We start from the raw sequence: 18,039 nt of genomic DNA, 5'->3' as shown, positions 1-18,039 counted from the left end.
CCGCAGGCGTCCGGGGGCCCGGTGGTGCCGATCGGTGCAACGCCCGGCGCGGACCGCGTCCTACGCTCACGGGATGTGGGTAGCGATGACGACGCTCTGCTGGCCGAGCGGCTCGCCTACTACCGGGCGGCGGCCACCGAGTACGACCGGCCCTACGCCGAACGCGCCGACCTGCGCGCGTTGCTGGGCGTGCTCGACGAGTTCCCCGTCTCCGGTGACGTGCTCGAAGCGGCGTGCGGAACGGGCCAGTGGACCGCGCGGCTGGCGGCTCGGGCGCGATCGGTGACCGGGGTCGACGCGGCGGCCGAACCGCTGGCCGTGGCGCGCGCCCGGTGCGCCGCCGACGGGGTGCGGTTCGTCCAGGCCGATCTGTTCGAGTGGTCGCCGCCGCGGCGCTATGACGTGGTTTTCTTCGCGTTCTGGCTCTCCCACGTGCCTCCGGCGCTGCTGGCGCGGTGGTGGGAGCGGGTCGCGTCGATGCTCGTGCCGGGCGGCGCGGCGATCTTCGTCGACGACGGACCTCCGGAGGCCGCGTTCGAGGACGTCCTCGACGGGGACGTGCCGCTGGTGCGGCGGCGGCTCGCCGACGGCGGTGAGCACCGCGTGGTGAAGGTGTTCCACGACGCTGACGCCCTCACCGACGTCCTCACCGGCTGGGGCTGGTCGGCGCGGGTGCGGCCGGTGTGCGGGAACTTCGTGGCGGGCGTGGCACGACCCCCGGCGTGAGCCTCGCGTTGTCGGGGCGTGGTGCTAGGACGGTCGCATGGTGTGGACCTTGAGCGACCTCGAACGGGCGGTGCGGGCGGGTTGGGGCGCGGACACGTGCGCGCCGGAGGACCTGCCGAAGTGGTCGACGCGCAACCCCGCTCGCGGCCAGTGCGGGGTGACGGCGCTGGTGCTGCACGACCTGCTCGGCGGCGACCTGCTGCGCGGCGAGGTGCGGGTGGGTGGCGAGTGGGTGGACTACCACTGGTGGAACCTGCTCGGCGGTGGCGTCGAAGTGGACCTGACCCGCGAGCAGTTCGCCGCCGACGAGATCGTCGGCGCGGGCGTGGTGATCGTGCGGGGACCGTTGACGCGGATGCACGAGCAGTACGCGTTGCTGCGCGGCAGGGTGCTCGATGCCCTGGTCGCACCGCGTACCGGAGCTTGAGCGCGCACGGTTCCGGTGAACCCGATGCGCGGGTGCGGTGGGGCGGCGGTTCAGCGCTGGCCGATGAGCGCCAGTGCCGCCGTGACCAGCGCCGCGTTGTCCGGGGCGATGTCGCCGTCGGGCAGCTGCAGCGTGTCCTCCAGGCCGATGCGCACCTCGTGGTTCTCGCGCACCGCCAGCGCCAGCACCGGCCACGCCCCCGCGGACGCGCCGTGGAGCAGGACCGGGGTGCGGGTGGGGCCGATCTGGTCGAGGTGCGCCCGCGCGGTCGTGGCCGCGCCGCGCGCGGTGGGGTCGGTGATCTCGGCGAGGATCCGCAGCACCTCCCCGCGTGCCGGGGAGTCCTGGAAGTGCGCGGGACCGTCGGTGCCCGAGCGCAGGCCCGCTTCCACGGCGACACCGCGTTCGAGCAGGGCGCGGGCGATGTCGTCGGCGCCGGGTTCGTGCCAGTTCACCGAGGCGTGATCGGGCAGCACGGTCCAGCCTCGGATGGCGGCGATGCGATCGTGCGGGTCCGGTGCGGTCCAGGCCCCCGTGGTGACGCCGACGGGAACTCCGGGCGCTGCCGCACGAACCGCGAGCAGCGCGGCGGCCAGGATCTGCGGATCGACGCTGTCGGTGCCGTCGGGGTACTTCGGGTGCAGGTGCAGCTCGGTGGCTCCGGCCGCCGTGCAGGCCGCCGCGGCGGCGGCGAGCTGTTCGGGGTGCACGGGCAGGTGGTGGTGCTCGCGCGGGGATCGGGCGCCGTTGAGGCAGGCCTGCAGCATGCGTCGATTGTGTCGGTTTTCGGCGGGGTGGGGTATTCGGTGCGCTGGGTCGTTGCCGTGCTGGTGGCGTGTCGTGATCAGTTCCCGGAGGCGACCGGTCCCGGCCGAACCGGCGACCTCGGTCTGACAGCGGTGGGTGGCGGCGGCGCAACATCGGCGGTGCCGGTTCCGCCGGTCACCGGCCTGGCGGCACCTCGACTGGCGATCCCGGACGCGAGATCGGGAACGTGCGCCGATGTACCACCACCCCGCCGCGCAACCTGCCGCGCGCGCACTCGTTAGCGTGGTGGTGTGGTGATGTTGGGTCCGCGCGAGCGGATTGCGATCGACCGGCAGCTGGCGAGCTGGGACGTGTCCTCGGCGCGCGGCCCGTGGACCCGGTGGTTCTTGGAATCGGTGCGCGACCGCCCCGGCGTGCGGGCCGCCGAACTGGCCGCGCAGCTCGACCGCCCGGTGTCCCGGCTGAAATCGCAGGCGTGGTCGCTGGCGGAGCTGGACCTGCTGGTGCGTTCCGGGCAGGCCTACTGGTTGTCCGAGCGCGGCGCCGCCTACTTGGCGGGCCGCGACAAATGAGTTGCGCCGCCACGCCGCGGCGCGTTTGAGTACCGGGCATGACGAGCTGAACGGATCTTCAAGCCTCCGCTATCGCGAGCCCGGAGGGGAAGGGGCGTCCGGCAGGAACCCGGCCCCCGCCGATTCGCGGCCCCGCGCCACCTGCGGAGGATTCCGCGCTTTCGCGAGGAATCGCGAGCGCGTCCCGAGCGCCGTCGACCAGCACGAGCACCGGTTCACCTGCACTGATGTGCTCCTCGCGGGGTGGCCCGGCGCCGCGATCTCTCGTGAGATCGCACGGGGGCGAGCAAGGTTCGAGCAGGTTTTTCGGGTGGTTGTTCGCGGTGGGCCGCCGTGCGCGTGCGCGGCGGCGGGAAGCTGGTGGGGATGAGTTCGACGGGTGCTCGTTTCGCGTGGGAGTCGCTGGATCCGGCGGCGCCGCTCGACGACCTCGCGCCGTTGCTGGACATCGTCGGGGACGCGCGCGTCGTCGCGGTCGGCGAGAGCAACCACGACGTGCGCGAGTTCGGGCTGCTGCGCCACCGCGTGGCGCGGCTGCTGGTGGAGCGCGCCGGGTTCGACGTGGTCGCGATCGAATCGGGATTCGCCGATGCCCGCGCGCTCGACCCGTGGGTGCGTGGCGGCCCCGGCGTCGTGGCCGACGTCGCCACCCGAGGCCTCGGGTACCGGTTCGGTGAGGCCCGCGAAGTCCAAGACCTGCTGAGCTGGGTGCGGTCCCGGGGCGACGTCACCTTCGCCGGGCTCGACGTCCCCGGATCGGCGGGCAACGCCGAACAGGCGTGGTCACTGGCCGAGGACGTGCTGCGGGACCTCGACCAGGACGCGCTGCCGCTGCTGGCGGAGGCGCGGCAGGCCATGGCGCGCTACGCGGCCGTGCACAGCGGCTTGGCGATGGGGCGCTACGCCGGGCTCGACCGCGCCGGCCGTGACGCGGCCACCGCCGCCGTCACCGAACTGCTCACCCGCCTCGACGGTCTCGCCCCGACCGTGCCCGCACCGGCCCGGGACCGGTACGCGGTGGCCGCGCACGCGGTGCGCGGCGCCTGGCGGCTCGACCAGTTCATGCGCGAACTGCTCGCCGTCGGCGCCGGTCACGGGCGGTTGGCCTCGCGCGACGCGCACATGGCCGAAACGGTGCGGTGGCTGCTGGAGCGGCACGGCCCGGACGCGCGGATCGTGGTGCTCGTCCACAACGGGCACCTGCAGCGCACACCCGTGGCGTTCGAAGGGATGCCGCATCCGATGGTGCCGATGGGCATGCACCTGGCCGCGGAGCTCGGTACGCGCTACCGGCCGGTGGCGGTGACCTGCGGTGCGGGCACCACCACGGGGCTGTCGGTGGACGCCGCGGCGCCCGGCGGGTTGTGGCTGCACGAGTCGCCGCTGCCCTCCCCGGCCGTGGGCAGCGCGGAGGCGTGGCTGGCGGATGCGGGCGCGGCAGGGGCGGACTTGCGGGGCTTGTCCGAGGGCCCGCAGTCGATCCGGCACGCGGATTCGTTCGTGCCCACACCGGTTGTCGACGCTTTCGACGCGGTGTTGCAGGTGCCGCGAGTGCGCCCCAGCGATTTCGTGCTGGCCGAGGGCGGTCTCGAACGCTAGCGGCCGGTCGCGCGGCGCGCGGTCTCCGGCCGGGTGAGGCGGGGCGGTGCGAAGTGCGGTGTTCGCCGGTTGGGCGCGGCGTGAACGACGGGCGACGCCCCCGGTAGCCGCCGCGACCGGAGTGATCCCGGTCCGCGCGGGGTTGCTCCCCGCCTCGGTGAGCGCGACCTGCCCCCGACGACGGGTGTGATCATCCCGGTCGGATGTCGCGGTGAGCGGCCGGCCGTGCCGCTTCGGCGCGTTGCCGGGACGGCTGTGCGACGGGGTCGAGCAGGGCGGTGGCGTGGATGTCGCCTGCGGCGACGCCGTAGGCGAGTTCGGAGAGCCGCTGATCGTGCTCACGTGCGTACCGGCGCAGCAGGACGTGCGCTTCGGCCAGGCTGATGCCGCCGCGTTCGGCGAGCACCCCGCGGGCTTGGGCGAGGGCGACGTTGTGGTTGAGGGTGGCTTGGAGCTGTTCGGAGAGGATTTCGGTTCGATCGACGGCGCGTTGCTGCAGGATGCTGATCGTGGCGACGTCGGCGAGGGCTTGACCGAGCCGGGTGCTCGTGTCGTCAACGCCCTGGGCTTCGGCGTTGAGCAAGGTCAGGGCGCCGATGACCTGGTCGCGCAGCCGCATCGGCATGGCTGCGGCTGCCCGGCAGCCGTGCTGTTCGGCGGCGGCGGCGAACCGGGGCCACCGGTCGGTTTCGGCGCTTGAGTCGGAACTGGTCACCTTGGTGCCGGTGCGCAGGCAATCCCGGCAGGGCCCGTCGTCGGTTTGGACGGCGACGAGTTCGAGCACGCGCGCCTGCTCGGAGGAGGCGGCCGTGGTGGCCATGCCGCCGCGTTGGTCGGAGAGCACGACCCCGGCTGCTGAGACGCTGAGCAGTTCGGCGGCCTGTTCGGCGAGGGTGCCGAGGAAATCGAGGGTGTCGAAGTCGTCGACGAGGGTGTCGGCCAAGGTGACGAAGGCTTCCGCCAAGCGTTGTTCGTGCTCCGCGTTCATCACGGGTCTTCCTTTCCACGTCATGCGTGACGGGGCGGCCTCATCCGGTCCTGTCCGAGCCGAAGCGCAGCGTCCGATCGGTGACCTGCTTGGCGACGTCGGTGACCAGCAGCTCGTGGGTGTAGGCGTGGGCGCGCAGGCGCAGCAGGGCCACGTCCATCGTGACGGCGAGTTGTGCGGCGGCCATGCCGGTGGCTTCGTGGACGGCGGTGTGGGTGTCGGTCAGCCACATCGCGTCTTCGGTGCCGCGTCCCCCGATCTGTTCCAGCAGCGCCTGGGTGGCGGCTTCGGCCAGCAGCAGCGCGTCGGTGAGTTCTTGTTCACCGAGGGCGCCTGCCGTGCCGCGGTACACGTTGAACGAGCCCAGCCGCACGGCGCCGACGAGCAGGGGGAAGGAGAACACCGCAGCCGCACCGAGTTCGCGGGCCGCCGGGGTGAATCCGGGCCAGCGCGCCCCGTCGGCGGCGAGGTCGGCGACCAGGACGGGAGCGTGGGAGCTGAACGCGTCGAGGCAAGGACCTTCACCGACGGTGAGTTGAAGGCTGTCGAGCTGGTGGCTGATCGTGTTCGTCGCGTGCACCAGGCCGCGTTGGGGCAGCGTTCGGTCGGCCAAGTGGGACAGCGCGGTGATTCCGGCTCCGGACACCGCGAGCGTGGACACCGCGTGCGTGCAGATCAGCTCCAGCATGGAGCTGGAGTGGTCGTCGTCGCCCAGCGCGAGCAGTGCTTGCAGCCGGGTGCGTCCCTGTCTGGTCATCCCTTCACGCTCCTGCTTTCGACGGTACGTCCGTTCCCGGTATCGGGTCAGGTGCTGGGTGGAGGCACGTACAGGGGTGTGTGGCCGAGCAGGGTGGCGAACTCGGATTCGGGGAGCGCGTGGGCGAACAGCCACCCTTGGTAGGCGTCGGCGCCGAGGTCGCGCAGCACGTGGAACTGCCCGGCGGTTTCCACGCCTTCGGCGATGCACCGGCGGTCCAGCGCGTGGCCCATGTCGATGATGGCGCGGGTCATGGACCGGTCCGCGGCGTCGTGTTCGATTCCGGCGACGAACTGGCGGTCGATTTTGATCAGCTGGGCGGGCAGGTGCTTGAGGCGTGCCAGCGAGGAGTGGCCGGTGCCGAAGTCGTCGATGGCGAAGTGGGCTCCGCGCCGGACCATGCGCAGCATTCCTTGACGGGTGTTCGTGCGCGGGTCGGCCAGTTCGGTCTCGACCAGTTCGAAGATGACGCGGTGCCAGTCGATGCCGGCTTCGGCGACGGCTTCGGCGACGACATCGCCGAACGCGGGGTCACCGGGCACGAGACCGGTGAGGTTGACGGCGATGTTCACGGGCGTGCCGTGCGGACGCGGCCAGCGGGCGGCGTCGCGCAGCGCCGTGCGCAGCACCCACTGGTCGAGTTCGCGCAGCAGGCCGCCTCGTTCGGCGACCGGCAGGAACGCGCCCGGGGTGAGCAGGCCGCGTTCGGGGTGCGGCCATCGGACCAGCGCTTCCGCGGCGATGATCGATCCGTCGGCGGCCAGCACCGGCTGGTAGTGCAGTCGCAGCCCGTCGTGGTGGACCGCTTCGCGCAGTTGTCCTTCGACGCGGACCTGTTGGTCCGCTGAGGCCATCAGCGCGGGCTCGGCCCGGCGGACCTGGTCGATGCCGTGCTGGGTCGCTTGGCTCATCGCGGCGGTGGCGAATCGCAGCAGCCCCTCGACGTCGCCTCGGGGGTCGTCGCGGATGGCGGCGCCGATCGCGGCCGAGACGTGCAGGAGGTGGCCGCGCACCGGCACGGGGGTGCGCACGAGTCCGGATACGCGGCCGGTCAAGGCCTCCAGCCCGCCTGCTGCGGCCAGGTCCGAGCAGATGATGAGGAATTCGTCTTCGCCGGTGATGCGGGCGACGGTGCATTCCGCGCCGAGCCCGTCGATGAGGCGCCGGGACAGCAGGACCAGCAGCTCGTCTCCAGCGTCGTGGCCCAGTGAGGTGATGATGCGTTTGAAGTTGTCGATGCGGCAGGCGAGCACTGCGAGGCTTTCGGCGTCGGACCGGCCGAGCAGGGTGGTGAGCAGTTCGTGCACGGCGGCGCGGTTGGGCAGTCCGGTCACGACGTCGTGGGTGGCCCGGTATCGCAGCGCCGGGACGGACTCCCGTTGTTCGGTGATGTCCTGCGTGGTCCCGGTCAGGATCACGTTGCCGTCGGAGTCCCTGGTGGCCGAGCCGTGCGACCGGAAGATCCGCGTCGTGCCGTCGGGCCGCACGTACCGGTGTTCGACCTCGACCGGGTGGTGGTGGGCGACGAACGAGTACCAGGTGTCGCGCACCCACGCTCGATCGTCGGGGTGCACGGCGTCCAGGTAGTCGTCGAACGACATGCGCGTGCCCGCGGTGTGGCCGGTGAGTTCGCGCAACGTCGGGGACAGGAGCACGACGTTGGTGTCCGGCTCCCACTGCCACGTTCCGATGCGGGCCAGTCGCTGCACGTCTTGCAGCGACAGGTCTTCCGGCCCGGCGTTGCGCTGCGCCCCGGTCAGCAAGACCCGCTGGTCCGAGGACGGTCGGGCTGGTGCGCTCGCCAGGTCGGACACGTCCAGCAGGACGGTCACCAGCAGCCGTTCGTCTTCCGCGTGCGGCCACACGGCTGTGCGGACCAGGCTGACGCTCGGGCCGCGCGAACGCAGCCGCCACGCCGCGCCGTCGGGCACCAGCAGTTCGGTCAGCCGCCGCCCGACCAGCTCCTCGGGGAAGGCTTCGCCGGCGAGTTCCGCGGCCTGCTCGCTGGCGCGCAGCACCGTGCCGTCCGGCCCGCTGACGAGCGCGGCCACGTCCGGCAGCCACAGGTCGTTCGCGACCTCCACCAGGGCCGCGCGCGCTTCAGCGGCAGAGTCACACACCGGCGCCCTCCCCTTCCTCGCCGCTCGGGTCGCCGAGCCGTACTGATGATGCTGCCAGCTCGTGCCGTTCTCCACGCGTGGTGGAACCGGCGTTCGACCGTGGACGGCGGCGAGCGCACGCCCTCGGCGCAGCGCACGCGTGCGGCGCAGCGATGCGCCACTCGCCTGGCTCGTCGGCCGCGTCGCGGCTTCGCCACGGCGGGCGCGTGGTCGTGAGCACCGCGGCGGCCGGTGCGGTCAGCGCAGCCTGAATCGGTTCGGGGACACGCGGGTTGTGATCCGTTGCGGGCGCGCGTGCGGGCGCGTCGGTGCGGGATAGCATCGCGGTCGGTAACCGTCCGGCGAGCAGGAAAGACACTCCTATGACCAAAGCGCCCGTCACCGTCACCGTCACCGGTGCCGCTGGCCAGATCGGCTACGCGCTGCTGTTCCGGATCGCTTCCGGGCAGCTCATCGGGGCTGACACCCCGATCAAGCTCCGCTTGCTGGAGATCCCGCAGGCCGTCAAGGCCGCGCAGGGCACCGCGATGGAGCTCGACGACTGCGCGTTCCCCCTGCTGAGCAGTGTGGACGTGTTCGACGACGCGCGTGCCGCGTTCGAGGGCACCAACGTGGCGCTGCTGGTCGGTGCGCGGCCCCGCACGAAGGGCATGGAGCGCGGCGACCTGCTCGAGGCCAACGGCGGCATCTTCAAGCCCCAGGGCGAGGCGATCAACGCCGGTGCCGCCGACGACGTGAAGGTGCTGGTGGTGGGCAACCCCGCCAACACCAACGCGCTGATCGCCCAGTCCCACGCCCCGGACGTCCCCGCGGAGCGCTTCACCGCGATGACCCGCCTGGACCACAACCGGGCGCTGTCGCAGCTGGCGCAGAAGCTGGACACCACGGTCACCGACATCAAGAAGCTCACGATCTGGGGCAACCACTCGGCGACGCAGTACCCGGACCTGTTCCACGCCGAGGTCGGCGGGAAGATCGCCGCCGAGCAGGTCGAGCGGTCCTGGCTGGCCGACGAGTTCATCCCGACCGTCGCCAAGCGCGGCGCGGCGATCATCGAGGCCCGCGGCGCGTCCTCGGCGGCGTCCGCGGCGAACGCGGCGATCGACCACGTCCACACCTGGGTCAACGGCACCCCTGAAGGGGACTGGACCTCGGCGGGCGTCGTGTCCGACGGCTCCTACGGCGTGCCCGAAGGCATCATCTCGTCGTTCCCGGTCACCGCCAAGGACGGCCGCTTCGAGATCGTCCAGGGCCTCGACATCGACGAGTTCTCCCGGCAGCGCATCGACGCTTCCGTCAACGAGCTCGTCGAAGAGCGCGACGCGGTGCGCGGCCTCGGCCTCGTCTGAGCAGTGCGTTGACGGAGGGGCCCTACCGGATTCCGGTAGGGCCCCTCCGTCGTCCCAGGACCGGGGCCCGCCGCCGGAGCCCGTGTTCGGTCCCCTCCCGCACACGGGCTGGGGCGCGGCTCAGAAGTCCGGCAGCGCCGAGGTCTTCGCGGTGTGCAGGTTCGGGATGACGTTGCGGGTGCAGGGGTCGGGGGCGCCGCCGCTGCAGGCGGTGTCGGCGTACTCGTCTGCACCGGACTCGAACAGCAGGTACGTGGTGCCGTCGTGGTCGGTGATGCCTTCGGTGAGGCTCGGCGCGCGGAAGCACTTCGTCGACGCCACGTCGATGTCGGTGGCGCCTTCGTCGACGACGTAGATGTTGCTGCGGTTCGGGCGCCCGTAGGAGGTGCTGTAGAAGAAGTGCCCGGCCGCGACCGAAAGCCCCTGCGTCTTGGTCGGCACCTCGTACTTCGTGCCGGTGGTCAGCGTGCCGTCGGCGGCCACCGCGTAGGCGTGCATGCTGTCGCGGCCGGAGTCGTTGAACTTCCCGGCGTAGAGGGTGTCGCCGTCGGCGGCGAGGAACGACGCGCCGTAGACCTCGCGGGCCTCGCCGGTCTGGGCGAGCACGGTCCCGTCGTCGGCCTTGAGCGCCTGTGCGACCTCGCTGGTCTTGTACTTGCGGATGGTGTGCCCGCCGTCGCCGGTCTGGCGCCCCGACACGAACACCCAGCCCCGTGCCACGGCGATACCGCCCACGTGGGATTCGGCGATGTTGACCGTGCCGGCGCGCTCGCCGGTGGCGGGATCGACACCGTAGATGCGCGCGTGCTGCCCGTCCGGGCCGTACTCGGTGATCAGCAGCAGGTCCTCGTCACCGTCCCAGCCGTGCCACGTCGTGAGCCCTTGGGGCACGTACGAACCGAGCCCGGGAATGCCGGGGCCTCGGCTGAACTTGCCGTTGTAGACCTCGCCCGCCGAGGCGCCGTCGTAGAACCCGGAATCACCACCCGCATCGGTGTTGCAGCTGATCGCCGCGGGCGCGGCGACCGCGGCGGACACCGGCACGAACGTGACGGTGCTCAACGCCAGGGCGGTGCCCACCGCGGCGGTGGCGGTGGTGCGGAGTGCGGACTTCATGACGTCTCCCCTTGACGGATGTCCTGCTCGTGCACCACTACGACGCAGCAGCGGCACGCGCGGTTCCGATCTACGCGCCAACTCCGAATTTGCGGGTTCGGCAAGAACCTTTGTCAAATTCGGGTCAGGTGTGGAGTATTCGCCGGTAGAGGAGGAACCCCACATGAGCGAGCAGACAACCAGATCCGGCCGCTACGACGCGGTGATCATCGGAGGCGGTGCCGCAGGCGCGAGCGCGGCCCTCACCCTCGCGCGGGCACGCCGCCGAGTGCTGGTCATCGACTCCGGCGCACCCCGCAACGCCCCCGCCGGGCACGTGCACAACTACCTCGGACGCGAAGGCACCCCGCCCCGCGAACTCGTCGCCGACGGCCGCGCCGAAGCCACCGGCTACGGCGCCGAGTTCACCGACGCCACCGCGACCACCACCACCCGCACCCCCGGCGGCACCATCCAGGTCGCACTCGACGATGCCACCACGATCACCACCGCACGGCTGCTGATCACCACCGGTCTCGCCGACGACCTGCCCGACATCGACGGCCTCGCCCCGCGGTGGGGGCGCGACGTGCTGCACTGCCCGTACTGCCACGGCTGGGAAGCCCGCGACCAGCACATCGTCGTGCTCGGCACCGGCCCGCTCGCCGCCCACCAAGCCCTGCTGTGGCGGCAGTGGAGCCCCCGGATCACGCTGCTGCACACCGCCGAACTCACCACCGACGACCACGCCCGCCTGCACGCGCGCGGCATCACCACGCGCCCCGGAACGGCCGAACGCGTCGTCACCACCGACGACCACCTCAGGGGCATCGTCGTCGACGGCGAGATCCTCACCTGCGACGCGGTGGTCACCGCGCCGCGCTTCACCGTCCGAGCCGACCCGTTCACCGGCCTCGGCCTCCACACCGAACCCGTCGAACGCGACGGCGTCGTGCTCGGCGACCGGATCCCCACCGACGCCACCGGCGCGACCCGCGTGCCCGGCGTGTGGGCGGCGGGCAACGTCACCGATCCCATGGACACCGTCATCGGCTCCGCCGCCGCCGGAGTGCGCGCCGCCATGGCCATCAACGCCGACCTCGTCGACACCGACACCCGAACTGCCCTGACCACCGAACCCTTCGGCGCCCGGCAGGAACGCGACGTCAGTCGCCGCGTCCTCGCCGACCGCCGCCACGGCCTCTGACCACCACCCCGAACAGGAGACGACCATGAACGACCGCACCGCCGAAGTGCAGCGCTGGAACGAGATGTACGAAGGCAACGAGCACCGCTGGAGCGGGCAGGCCAACACCGCCCTCGTCAGCGAAACAGCCGACCTGTCCCCGGGCCGAGTGCTCGACCTCGGCAGCGGCGAAGGTGGCGACGCCCTCTGGTTCGCCGCCCGCGGCTGGCAGGTCACCGCCGTCGACCTCTCTGCCGTCGCCCTCGAACGCGCCCGGACCCGCAGCGCCGAAGCAGGCCTCGACGACCGCATCCAGTGGCGCGAACTCGACCTCGCCACCGACTTCCCCGACGGCGAGTACGACCTCGTCTCCGCGCAGTTCCTGCACTCCTGGGGAGACCTGCCCCGCGAGGAAGTCCTGCGCAAAGCCGCCGACGCCGTCGCCCCCGGCGGCACGCTGCTCGTCGAAAGCCACTGCGGCGTGCCCGCATGGGAGACCGACCCGCACCCCGACGTGCACTTCCCCACCCCGCAGGAAGTCCTCGACGCCCTGCACCTGCCCGAAGGCCAGTGGGACGTGCAGGTGTGCGCCGAACACGAACGCACCCAAACCGGCCCCGACGGCACCGACACCACCCGCATCGACAGCACCGTGAAGATCCGCCGCCTGCCCTGAGACGGCACCGTGTCGGCCGCGCACCCCATGCCCGGCCGACACGATCGGCTCCCCCAACACCGCAGCGAACCGTCCCTGGCCGGAATCCGGTGGTTCCTGGCGATCACGCCACTGCCGAAGCACTCCCGCGACTGGCTAGGTTTCTTTCCGTCCCCACCGGAAGAAAGAGCCCCCGTGACGAAGTTCCTGCTCAGCGTGCACGTGATCGCCGCGATCGTGGCCGTCGGCCCCGTCGCCGTCGCCGGCAGCGCGTTCCCCCGCTACCTGCGCCAAGCCGCCACCGACCCCGGCGCGATCACCGTGCTGCGCGCCCTGCACCGCCTGTGCCGCGCGTACTCGCTGCTGGGCATCGCCGTACCCGTGTTCGGCCTGGCGACCGCCCTGCAACTCGGCGTGCTCGGCGACGCGTGGCTGATCACCTCGATCGCCCTGACCGCCGCCGCTGCCGCCGTGCTCGCCGCCTCGATCCTGCCCGCGCAGCGCCGCGCCCTCGACCTCACCGCCGACACCGAAGCGCTCACCGCGTCCCGGCTGCCCGCGAAACTCGGCACGAGCACCGGAATCTTCAACCTGCTGTGGGCCACCGTGACCGTACTCATGATCATCCGCCCCGGTTCGACGACGGGAGCGTGACCACCATGCGCGGAGATCTCCGCCTGCTGCGCACCGCCGCCTACGCCGAAGCCGCGTCGCTGCTGGTGCTGCTGGCCAACCTCGCCACCGTGCACTGGCCCGCGGTGTCCTCGGCGACCGGACCCATCCACGGCTGCGCCTACCTGATCACCATCGCCGCCACCTTCACCACCGGCGCCCCCACCCGAGCGAAGCTCGCCGCGTTCCTGCCCGCCATCGGCGGCCTGCTCGCCCTGCGCCTGCAGCACACCGCGACCGAGCGCTGATCCGCCCAGGCGAGCCCGGCGGCGGCCGGCAGGTGTGAGGATTCCGTGCGACACGTCCTGTCCGCGCTGGTCGCAGCGCCCCTGCTTCTCGCCGCCACCGGAGCACCCGCCGACGCCGAACCCGAACCCAACGCGATTTCCGGTGTCGCCTCCAGCTCGACCGAGCCGGACACGACAGCACCACCCCGAGCCGTCGGCGATTCCCTCACCGGAAAAGGCGGCGAAAGAACCGTGCACTCCAGCATCCAGTAGCACTCCGGCACGCCGAGCTCCGCCGGAGCGAGTGAACGGACCGTTCGCCCAACGAGACTGGACGAACGGCCCGTTCACTTCATCCGATGCCCGTGATCGGGAGCGGCCTTCACGCCGCGGCCGGTGATCAGGTGCGGGTGTCCTCGTCGCGGGTCTGGAGGTCTTGGAGGAACACCGCGAACGAGTGCGGGGCGAACCGCAATGCCGTTCCGTTGGGGTCCTTCGAATCGCGCACGGCCGCGAAGCTCGGCGTGCGGGCCACTTCGACGCAGTTCTCCTGCGTCCCGCTGTGGCTGCTCTTGTGCCAGGTCAGGTGCGTTAAATCGGTGGGCTCCACGTGCTGTCGGCCTCCGCGTCCATCGCTGTTGCCAGGCTGGCAATCACCTCACTCGATTGTGTCTGAGTGAGGGCCTGGGTCAACAGTTCCCGGACGGCCGTCTCGTACGTCGCGATCTCCACCGGATCCTCGACGAACAAGCTGCACGTCAAGTTCTCCAAGAACACCACGTCCGGCCCTTCCGGCTGTCGCAGCAACGAGAACGACCCGTTCACCCCCGCGTGCGCGCCCGAGTTCGTGACGACGTGGATCCGGATGCGCGGCCACTGCGCCAACTCCAGCAGATGTTCGAGCTGGCGGCGCTGCACGTCGACCCCGCCGACCACCCGCCGCAGCGCCAACTCGTCGATGATCGCGACCAGCGTCGGCGCATCGTCGCGGCGCAGCACCCGGTGCCGGTGCAGGCGCGTCACCATCCGCCGCTCCACCTCATCCGGCGCCACCAGGCCCGACTGCGACATCAACGCACGGGTGTACTCGCCGGTCTGCAACAGGCCCGGCACGAGCATCCCCTCGAAACCAACGATGCTCGCGGCCCGCGACTCCAACGAGATCAGCGTGCGCTGACGTTCCGGGAAGTCCGGCCGGTCCCGGTGCCACCAGCCGTCCCCGCCGTCCTCCCGCGCCAACGCCACCGTGCTCCTGCGCCGCGCACCGGTGATCCCGTAGATCGCCAGCAGCGCGGTGACCGTCTCCACTCGAGGGTGACGACGCCCGTGCTCGACCCTGCTGAGCTGACCGGCCGTGACGTCGATGCGAGCGGCCACCTCGGCCAGCGGCATTCCCGATTCGACGCGGAATTCCCGCAACCACATGCCCAGTTCCTGCCCCTGCACGGTGATCTCCTGCGATGACATGGCGTCTACCTCCCGATATCGGAAAACGGTCATGATCAATGCGCAGGAGCAGTCACGTCCGGACCCCGCGCGGCGTTTTCTGCTCAACCACACCAAAGCCGGAACGCGTGCCGGGCCCGCAAAACCGGGATCCTCGTAGCGCTCAGGAAATCGCGGACGGGCCGTTGGGGCGTTGAGGTGAATCGGACTTCGGCAAAGCGCATCCGTGCCACACTTCCGGTGTGACCGCAGATGAGATGTACACGGCTGGACGCCAACTGGAAGCGTCCGGGAACGTGGGTGACTCACCTGAGGTAGAGCGGTCGTACCGCAAGGCGGCTGCCGCCGGATCGGTCGAGGCGATGTCGCGGTTGGGGCTTCTGCTGGAGGGGCGCGTCCAGGCCCAACTGGAAGGCCGCTCGGAGTACAGCGGCGACTTCGTCGAAGCCGACTCCTGGTATCGGAAGGCCGCGGACCGAGGGGACACGTGGGCGGCATTCGCCCTGGGCCGCTTGTACGCGGACAAGTTCAACGACTGGAACGCCGCGGTGCCGTGGTTCAGCAAGGCGGCGGCTCAACAGCAGCCCGGCCACTGGCAAGCAAAAGAGCGGCTGCAACAAGGGCCGGCCGGCGTCGAACGACGGCGTGCCGACGCTCGCTATCTGGACGAATTGGGAGATCGTGCTTCTTCGCGATCCGGCACCGGTGGCGGGAGTGGCGGATGCATGGTCGCCGCGATCCTGCTGGTCCTTCCGGAAATGCTCGCTCTGCTCTCCTTGCCGGGCTACTTCGCCTGAACTTCCGCCTGAGTGCTGCGCGAACCGAATTGGCAAGACCCGCGTAGCGCGGCGTCACGCCCGCACAGGGCGACGGAGGCAGTGCGCAACGCGAGTCGATCATTGCGACGAAGCTTCCTCCGCCGAACGGCGCAATTTCGGTGGAAACCCGGCACTTCCTCGTGCGCTGCGCCGAATCCGGGCAACCGCTCCGCGTCACGGGCGTCCTACTGATGAAACCCGGCCGCAGCGCGGCGGCCACTGGAATGACGGCGGTATCGCCGTCCCAATCAGGAGGACATCGTGCGAAGTGTTCTGGCCGCTGCCATCGCGGCGCCGCTGCTGCTCGCCGTCACCGGAGTTCCCGCCTACGCCGAGGAGCCGGCCAGCACCATGTCCGGGTACGTCTTCTTCGACGCCAACGGTGACGGCGTGCGCCAGGCGGACGAGACCGGTGCCGCCGGGTTCGAGGTGAGCTTCGCCCCGGTCAGCTTCCCCGACGACGCCGCGAGGGTCGTCACCGACGACAACGGGTACTACCGGTTCGCCGACATCACCGCGAAGGGCAAGTACTCGCTCCAGCTCTACGGCGAAGGCCACACCCACACCACACCGTGGGCCGTCGGGGGCTCGCTGGGCAACGGTGGCGTGGACCTCGGCCACGACTTCGGCGTCCAGTAGAGCGCGGAAACCGCGCCGCGCGTTCGGTCCTCGCCGGGCGCGCGGCACCGGTGCTCGCGACGTTCCCCGGGATCACCCGCTCGCCCCGCTCGGCGCCATCGGCTACACACCGCTGCGGCGGCTAGGTCCGACACGGGGAAACGGCCGTGAACGATTTGGCGACGCGAATGACCCGGCGACGGTGGGAGCACTTTTCCCTCACGCGCTCAAAGCCCGAGCGGACGCGAGCCCGCAACACGGCGAACCGCCCTCCCGGTACCGGTCGAGGCGGCGCGAAACACCGGAACATGGGACGAGAAACGACAAACCGGACCCCGCGCCGGGTTGCGGAATTCCGGGCTGTGGCTCGTGATTGCATTCTCCGGTGATTTCTGATGCCACGATGCCCCCAGGTATGTACATCGAGCGGATCCTCTCCCGGTGGGAGCAGGACGAGGAGCAGGACGCGCTGGTGTGCGGGCCGATGCGGCTCACGCGCGGGCAGGCCCGGCGGCGGCTGTTCCAACTCGGGCACGCGCTGCGCGGGCAAGGGCTCGCGCCGGGCGACGGCGTCGGACTGTTCCTCACCAACCGCGCGGAATCGGCGCTGCTCGTGCTGGCCGTGCACATGATCGGCTGCCGGGCGGTGATGCTGCCGCCGGAACCCGGTCCGGGTGAACTCGCCGCGCTCATCGACCAGTCCGGTGCGCGCATCGTCGTCGCCGACCCCGCCTACGCGCAGCAGGCCCTGCACGCTGCCGAGCGCTGCACCCGTGCTCCCACGCTGCTGAGCCTGGGCGCGTCCGACGAGCCGTTCGCCGACACCGACGTCTTGGCGCTCGCGGCGCAGTGCCCCGCGGAGCGGCCTGAGCCCGCGCCGGAACCCGGCCCGAGCGATGCGGTCACCGTGTTCTACACCGGTGGCACGTTGGGCCGGCCGAAGCTCGCGGCCCACGGTCGGCTGCCCTACGACGTGATCGCCGCCGTGACGGAAGCGGCCCGCGAACCGCAACCCGCGGGCGGAGACCGGGTCCTCGTCGTGACCCTGCTGACCCACACCAGCGGTCATCTGACCATGCTCGCCGCCTTGATGACGGGGTCGCCGCTGGTGGTCCTCCCCGAGTGGGACGCGGACGCCGCCTTCACCGCGCTGCGGGAGGAAGAGATCACCACCGTGTTCACGGTGCCGCCCATGCTGTACCAGCTCCTGGACCACCCGGACTGCGAGCGGGGCGCACTGCCCGCGTTGCGGCAGATCAGCCTCGGTGCGGCGCCGATCGCGCCGCACCGGCTGCGGCAGGCGGTCGAGACGTTCGGACCGGTCATCGCCCAGGGCTACGGGCAGACCGAGTGCGCGGGCATCACCTTCCTGCCCGCAGAGGAACTGCCCGAACCCGGTGACATCGACTCCGCGCGGTGGCGCAGCTGCGGACGTCCCTTTCCCGGCACCCAGCTGGAGATCCGCGCGCAGGACGGCGAGGTGCTGCCGCAGGGACAGGCCGGAGAGGTCTGCGTGCTCAGCCCGGCGAGGATGCTGGGCTACTGGCAAGACCCGGAACGCACCGCGGAAGCGGTCGACGCCGCCGGGTGGCTGCGCACCGGCGACATCGGCTACCTGGACGCGGACGGATACCTGTACCTGGTGGACCGGGCGAAGGACGTCATCGTGACCGGCGAGGCCAGCGGCAACGTCTACAGCAAGGTGCTGGAGGACTTCCTGCACACGCTGCCCGGTGTGCGGCACGCGGCGGCCGTCGGCGTCCCGGACGAGGCCCTCGGCGAACGAGTGCGGATCTACCTCGCCGGTGAGGGCATCGACATCGACGCGGTAGCCGACCTGGTCACCGCGGAACTCGGGCCGAACTACACGCCGCACGACACGGTGCTGCTGCCCGCCCTGCCCACGACCCGCGTCGGGAAGGTCGACAAGAAAGCGCTGCGCGCGAGCGAGGAACCCGCGCTCCAGCGCTGACACCTGCGCTCAGTTCCCAGTGCCCCACCGGCCCGGCGGGGCAC

Annotated in this window: 19 protein-coding genes; 12 read left to right on the top strand and 7 right to left on the bottom strand. The window is 71.3% G+C overall.

What is annotated here, in order from left to right; translation table 11 throughout:
- The first annotated feature begins 75 nt into the window (after positions 1-75).
- Positions 76-726: a class I SAM-dependent methyltransferase gene (locus tag OOZ19_RS20675; RefSeq protein ID WP_266091786.1), complete on the top strand. Its 651-nt coding sequence runs from the start codon at positions 76-78 to the stop codon at positions 724-726.
- Between the two features lie 37 nt (positions 727-763).
- Positions 764-1,153 (top strand): YunG family protein, encoded by a 390-nt coding sequence (locus OOZ19_RS20670; protein WP_266091785.1) that lies wholly within the window; start codon positions 764-766, stop codon positions 1,151-1,153.
- A gap of 50 nt (positions 1,154-1,203) precedes the next feature.
- Here the strand turns inward: OOZ19_RS20670 and OOZ19_RS20665 are convergent, their stop codons facing one another.
- Complete coding sequence (locus OOZ19_RS20665) at positions 1,204-1,920, bottom strand: 3-keto-5-aminohexanoate cleavage protein (protein WP_266091784.1); 717 nt, start codon at positions 1,918-1,920, stop codon at positions 1,204-1,206.
- A gap of 291 nt (positions 1,921-2,211) precedes the next feature.
- On the opposite strand from OOZ19_RS20665, the gene OOZ19_RS20660 reads away from it, so the two are divergent.
- Together OOZ19_RS20660 and OOZ19_RS20655 are read left to right on the top strand one after the other, a co-directional pair.
- Positions 2,212-2,493, top strand: coding sequence for a hypothetical protein (locus OOZ19_RS20660; RefSeq protein ID WP_266091783.1), 282 nt, complete (start codon positions 2,212-2,214; stop codon positions 2,491-2,493).
- 366 nt (positions 2,494-2,859) lie between these two features.
- Positions 2,860-4,092: an erythromycin esterase family protein gene (locus OOZ19_RS20655; protein ID WP_266091782.1), complete on the top strand. Its 1,233-nt coding sequence runs from the start codon at positions 2,860-2,862 to the stop codon at positions 4,090-4,092.
- A gap of 190 nt (positions 4,093-4,282) precedes the next feature.
- Here OOZ19_RS20655 and OOZ19_RS20650 read toward each other — a convergent pair whose 3' ends face one another.
- Genes OOZ19_RS20650 through OOZ19_RS20640 form a run of 3 tightly spaced genes read right to left on the bottom strand, consistent with a single transcriptional unit; the run spans position 4,283 to position 7,957 of the window.
- A complete protein-coding gene (locus OOZ19_RS20650; RefSeq protein ID WP_266091781.1) occupies positions 4,283-5,080 on the bottom strand; it encodes a GAF and ANTAR domain-containing protein in 798 nt (265 codons plus the stop codon).
- 40 nt (positions 5,081-5,120) lie between these two features.
- The gene (locus tag OOZ19_RS20645) at positions 5,121-5,837 is read right to left on the bottom strand and encodes a GAF domain-containing protein (protein ID WP_266091780.1); all 717 of its coding nucleotides are present in this window, start codon (positions 5,835-5,837) and stop codon (positions 5,121-5,123) included.
- 47 nt (positions 5,838-5,884) lie between these two features.
- Positions 5,885-7,957 (bottom strand): putative bifunctional diguanylate cyclase/phosphodiesterase, encoded by a 2,073-nt coding sequence (locus OOZ19_RS20640; protein WP_266091779.1) that lies wholly within the window; start codon positions 7,955-7,957, stop codon positions 5,885-5,887.
- 362 nt (positions 7,958-8,319) lie between these two features.
- Here OOZ19_RS20640 and OOZ19_RS20635 point away from each other — a divergent pair, with 362 nt between their 5' ends.
- Positions 8,320-9,306, top strand: a complete 987-nt coding sequence (locus OOZ19_RS20635) for a malate dehydrogenase (RefSeq protein WP_266091778.1) — start codon at positions 8,320-8,322, stop codon at positions 9,304-9,306.
- Between the two features lie 120 nt (positions 9,307-9,426).
- Here OOZ19_RS20635 and OOZ19_RS20630 read toward each other — a convergent pair whose 3' ends face one another.
- Positions 9,427-10,422 carry a PQQ-binding-like beta-propeller repeat protein gene (locus tag OOZ19_RS20630; protein WP_266091777.1) on the bottom strand — a complete coding sequence of 332 codons (996 nt, stop codon included), beginning with the start codon at positions 10,420-10,422 and terminating at the stop codon, positions 9,427-9,429.
- 163 nt (positions 10,423-10,585) lie between these two features.
- On the opposite strand from OOZ19_RS20630, the gene OOZ19_RS20625 reads away from it, so the two are divergent.
- From OOZ19_RS20625 to OOZ19_RS20610, 4 genes are all read left to right on the top strand, one after another.
- Entirely contained in the window at positions 10,586-11,608 is a 1,023-nt protein-coding gene (locus tag OOZ19_RS20625; RefSeq protein ID WP_266091776.1) for an NAD(P)/FAD-dependent oxidoreductase, read from the top strand.
- Between the two features lie 25 nt (positions 11,609-11,633).
- The gene (locus tag OOZ19_RS20620) at positions 11,634-12,263 is read left to right on the top strand and encodes an SAM-dependent methyltransferase (protein WP_266091775.1); all 630 of its coding nucleotides are present in this window, start codon (positions 11,634-11,636) and stop codon (positions 12,261-12,263) included.
- A gap of 174 nt (positions 12,264-12,437) precedes the next feature.
- Positions 12,438-12,896: a hypothetical protein gene (locus OOZ19_RS20615; RefSeq protein ID WP_266091774.1), complete on the top strand. Its 459-nt coding sequence runs from the start codon at positions 12,438-12,440 to the stop codon at positions 12,894-12,896.
- A 5-nt stretch (positions 12,897-12,901) separates the two neighbouring features.
- Entirely contained in the window at positions 12,902-13,162 is a 261-nt protein-coding gene (locus OOZ19_RS20610; protein WP_266091831.1) for a DUF3817 domain-containing protein, read from the top strand.
- 379 nt (positions 13,163-13,541) lie between these two features.
- On the opposite strand, the gene OOZ19_RS20605 is transcribed toward OOZ19_RS20610, so the two are convergent.
- Together OOZ19_RS20605 and OOZ19_RS20600 are read right to left on the bottom strand one after the other, a co-directional pair.
- Positions 13,542-13,751 carry a DUF397 domain-containing protein gene (locus OOZ19_RS20605; protein WP_266091773.1) on the bottom strand — a complete coding sequence of 70 codons (210 nt, stop codon included), beginning with the start codon at positions 13,749-13,751 and terminating at the stop codon, positions 13,542-13,544.
- Positions 13,733-14,608, bottom strand: a complete 876-nt coding sequence (locus tag OOZ19_RS20600; protein ID WP_266091772.1) for a helix-turn-helix domain-containing protein — start codon at positions 14,606-14,608, stop codon at positions 13,733-13,735. The genes OOZ19_RS20605 and OOZ19_RS20600 overlap by 19 nt, the downstream gene beginning before the upstream one ends.
- Before the next feature lie 221 nt (positions 14,609-14,829).
- Between OOZ19_RS20600 and OOZ19_RS20595 the strand changes: the two genes are divergently transcribed.
- The 3 genes from OOZ19_RS20595 (at position 14,830) to OOZ19_RS20585 (ending at position 17,995) form a co-directional block, all read left to right on the top strand.
- On the top strand, positions 14,830-15,384 hold the full coding sequence (locus OOZ19_RS20595) for a tetratricopeptide repeat protein (RefSeq protein WP_266091771.1): 555 nt from the start codon (positions 14,830-14,832) through the stop codon (positions 15,382-15,384).
- Between the two features lie 282 nt (positions 15,385-15,666).
- On the top strand, positions 15,667-16,044 hold the full coding sequence (locus tag OOZ19_RS20590) for an SdrD B-like domain-containing protein (RefSeq protein ID WP_266091770.1): 378 nt from the start codon (positions 15,667-15,669) through the stop codon (positions 16,042-16,044).
- A gap of 382 nt (positions 16,045-16,426) precedes the next feature.
- Complete coding sequence (locus OOZ19_RS20585) at positions 16,427-17,995, top strand: class I adenylate-forming enzyme family protein (protein WP_266091769.1); 1,569 nt, start codon at positions 16,427-16,429, stop codon at positions 17,993-17,995.
- The last annotated feature ends 44 nt before the right edge of the window (positions 17,996-18,039 follow it).

The sequence above is a fragment of the Saccharopolyspora sp. NFXS83 genome (assembly GCF_026241095.1).
In the GTDB taxonomy this organism is placed as follows: domain Bacteria; phylum Actinomycetota; class Actinomycetes; order Mycobacteriales; family Pseudonocardiaceae; genus Saccharopolyspora_C.
The sequence above is the reverse complement of the archived record's forward strand: the minus strand, read 5'-3'. Positions and strand labels throughout refer to the sequence as shown.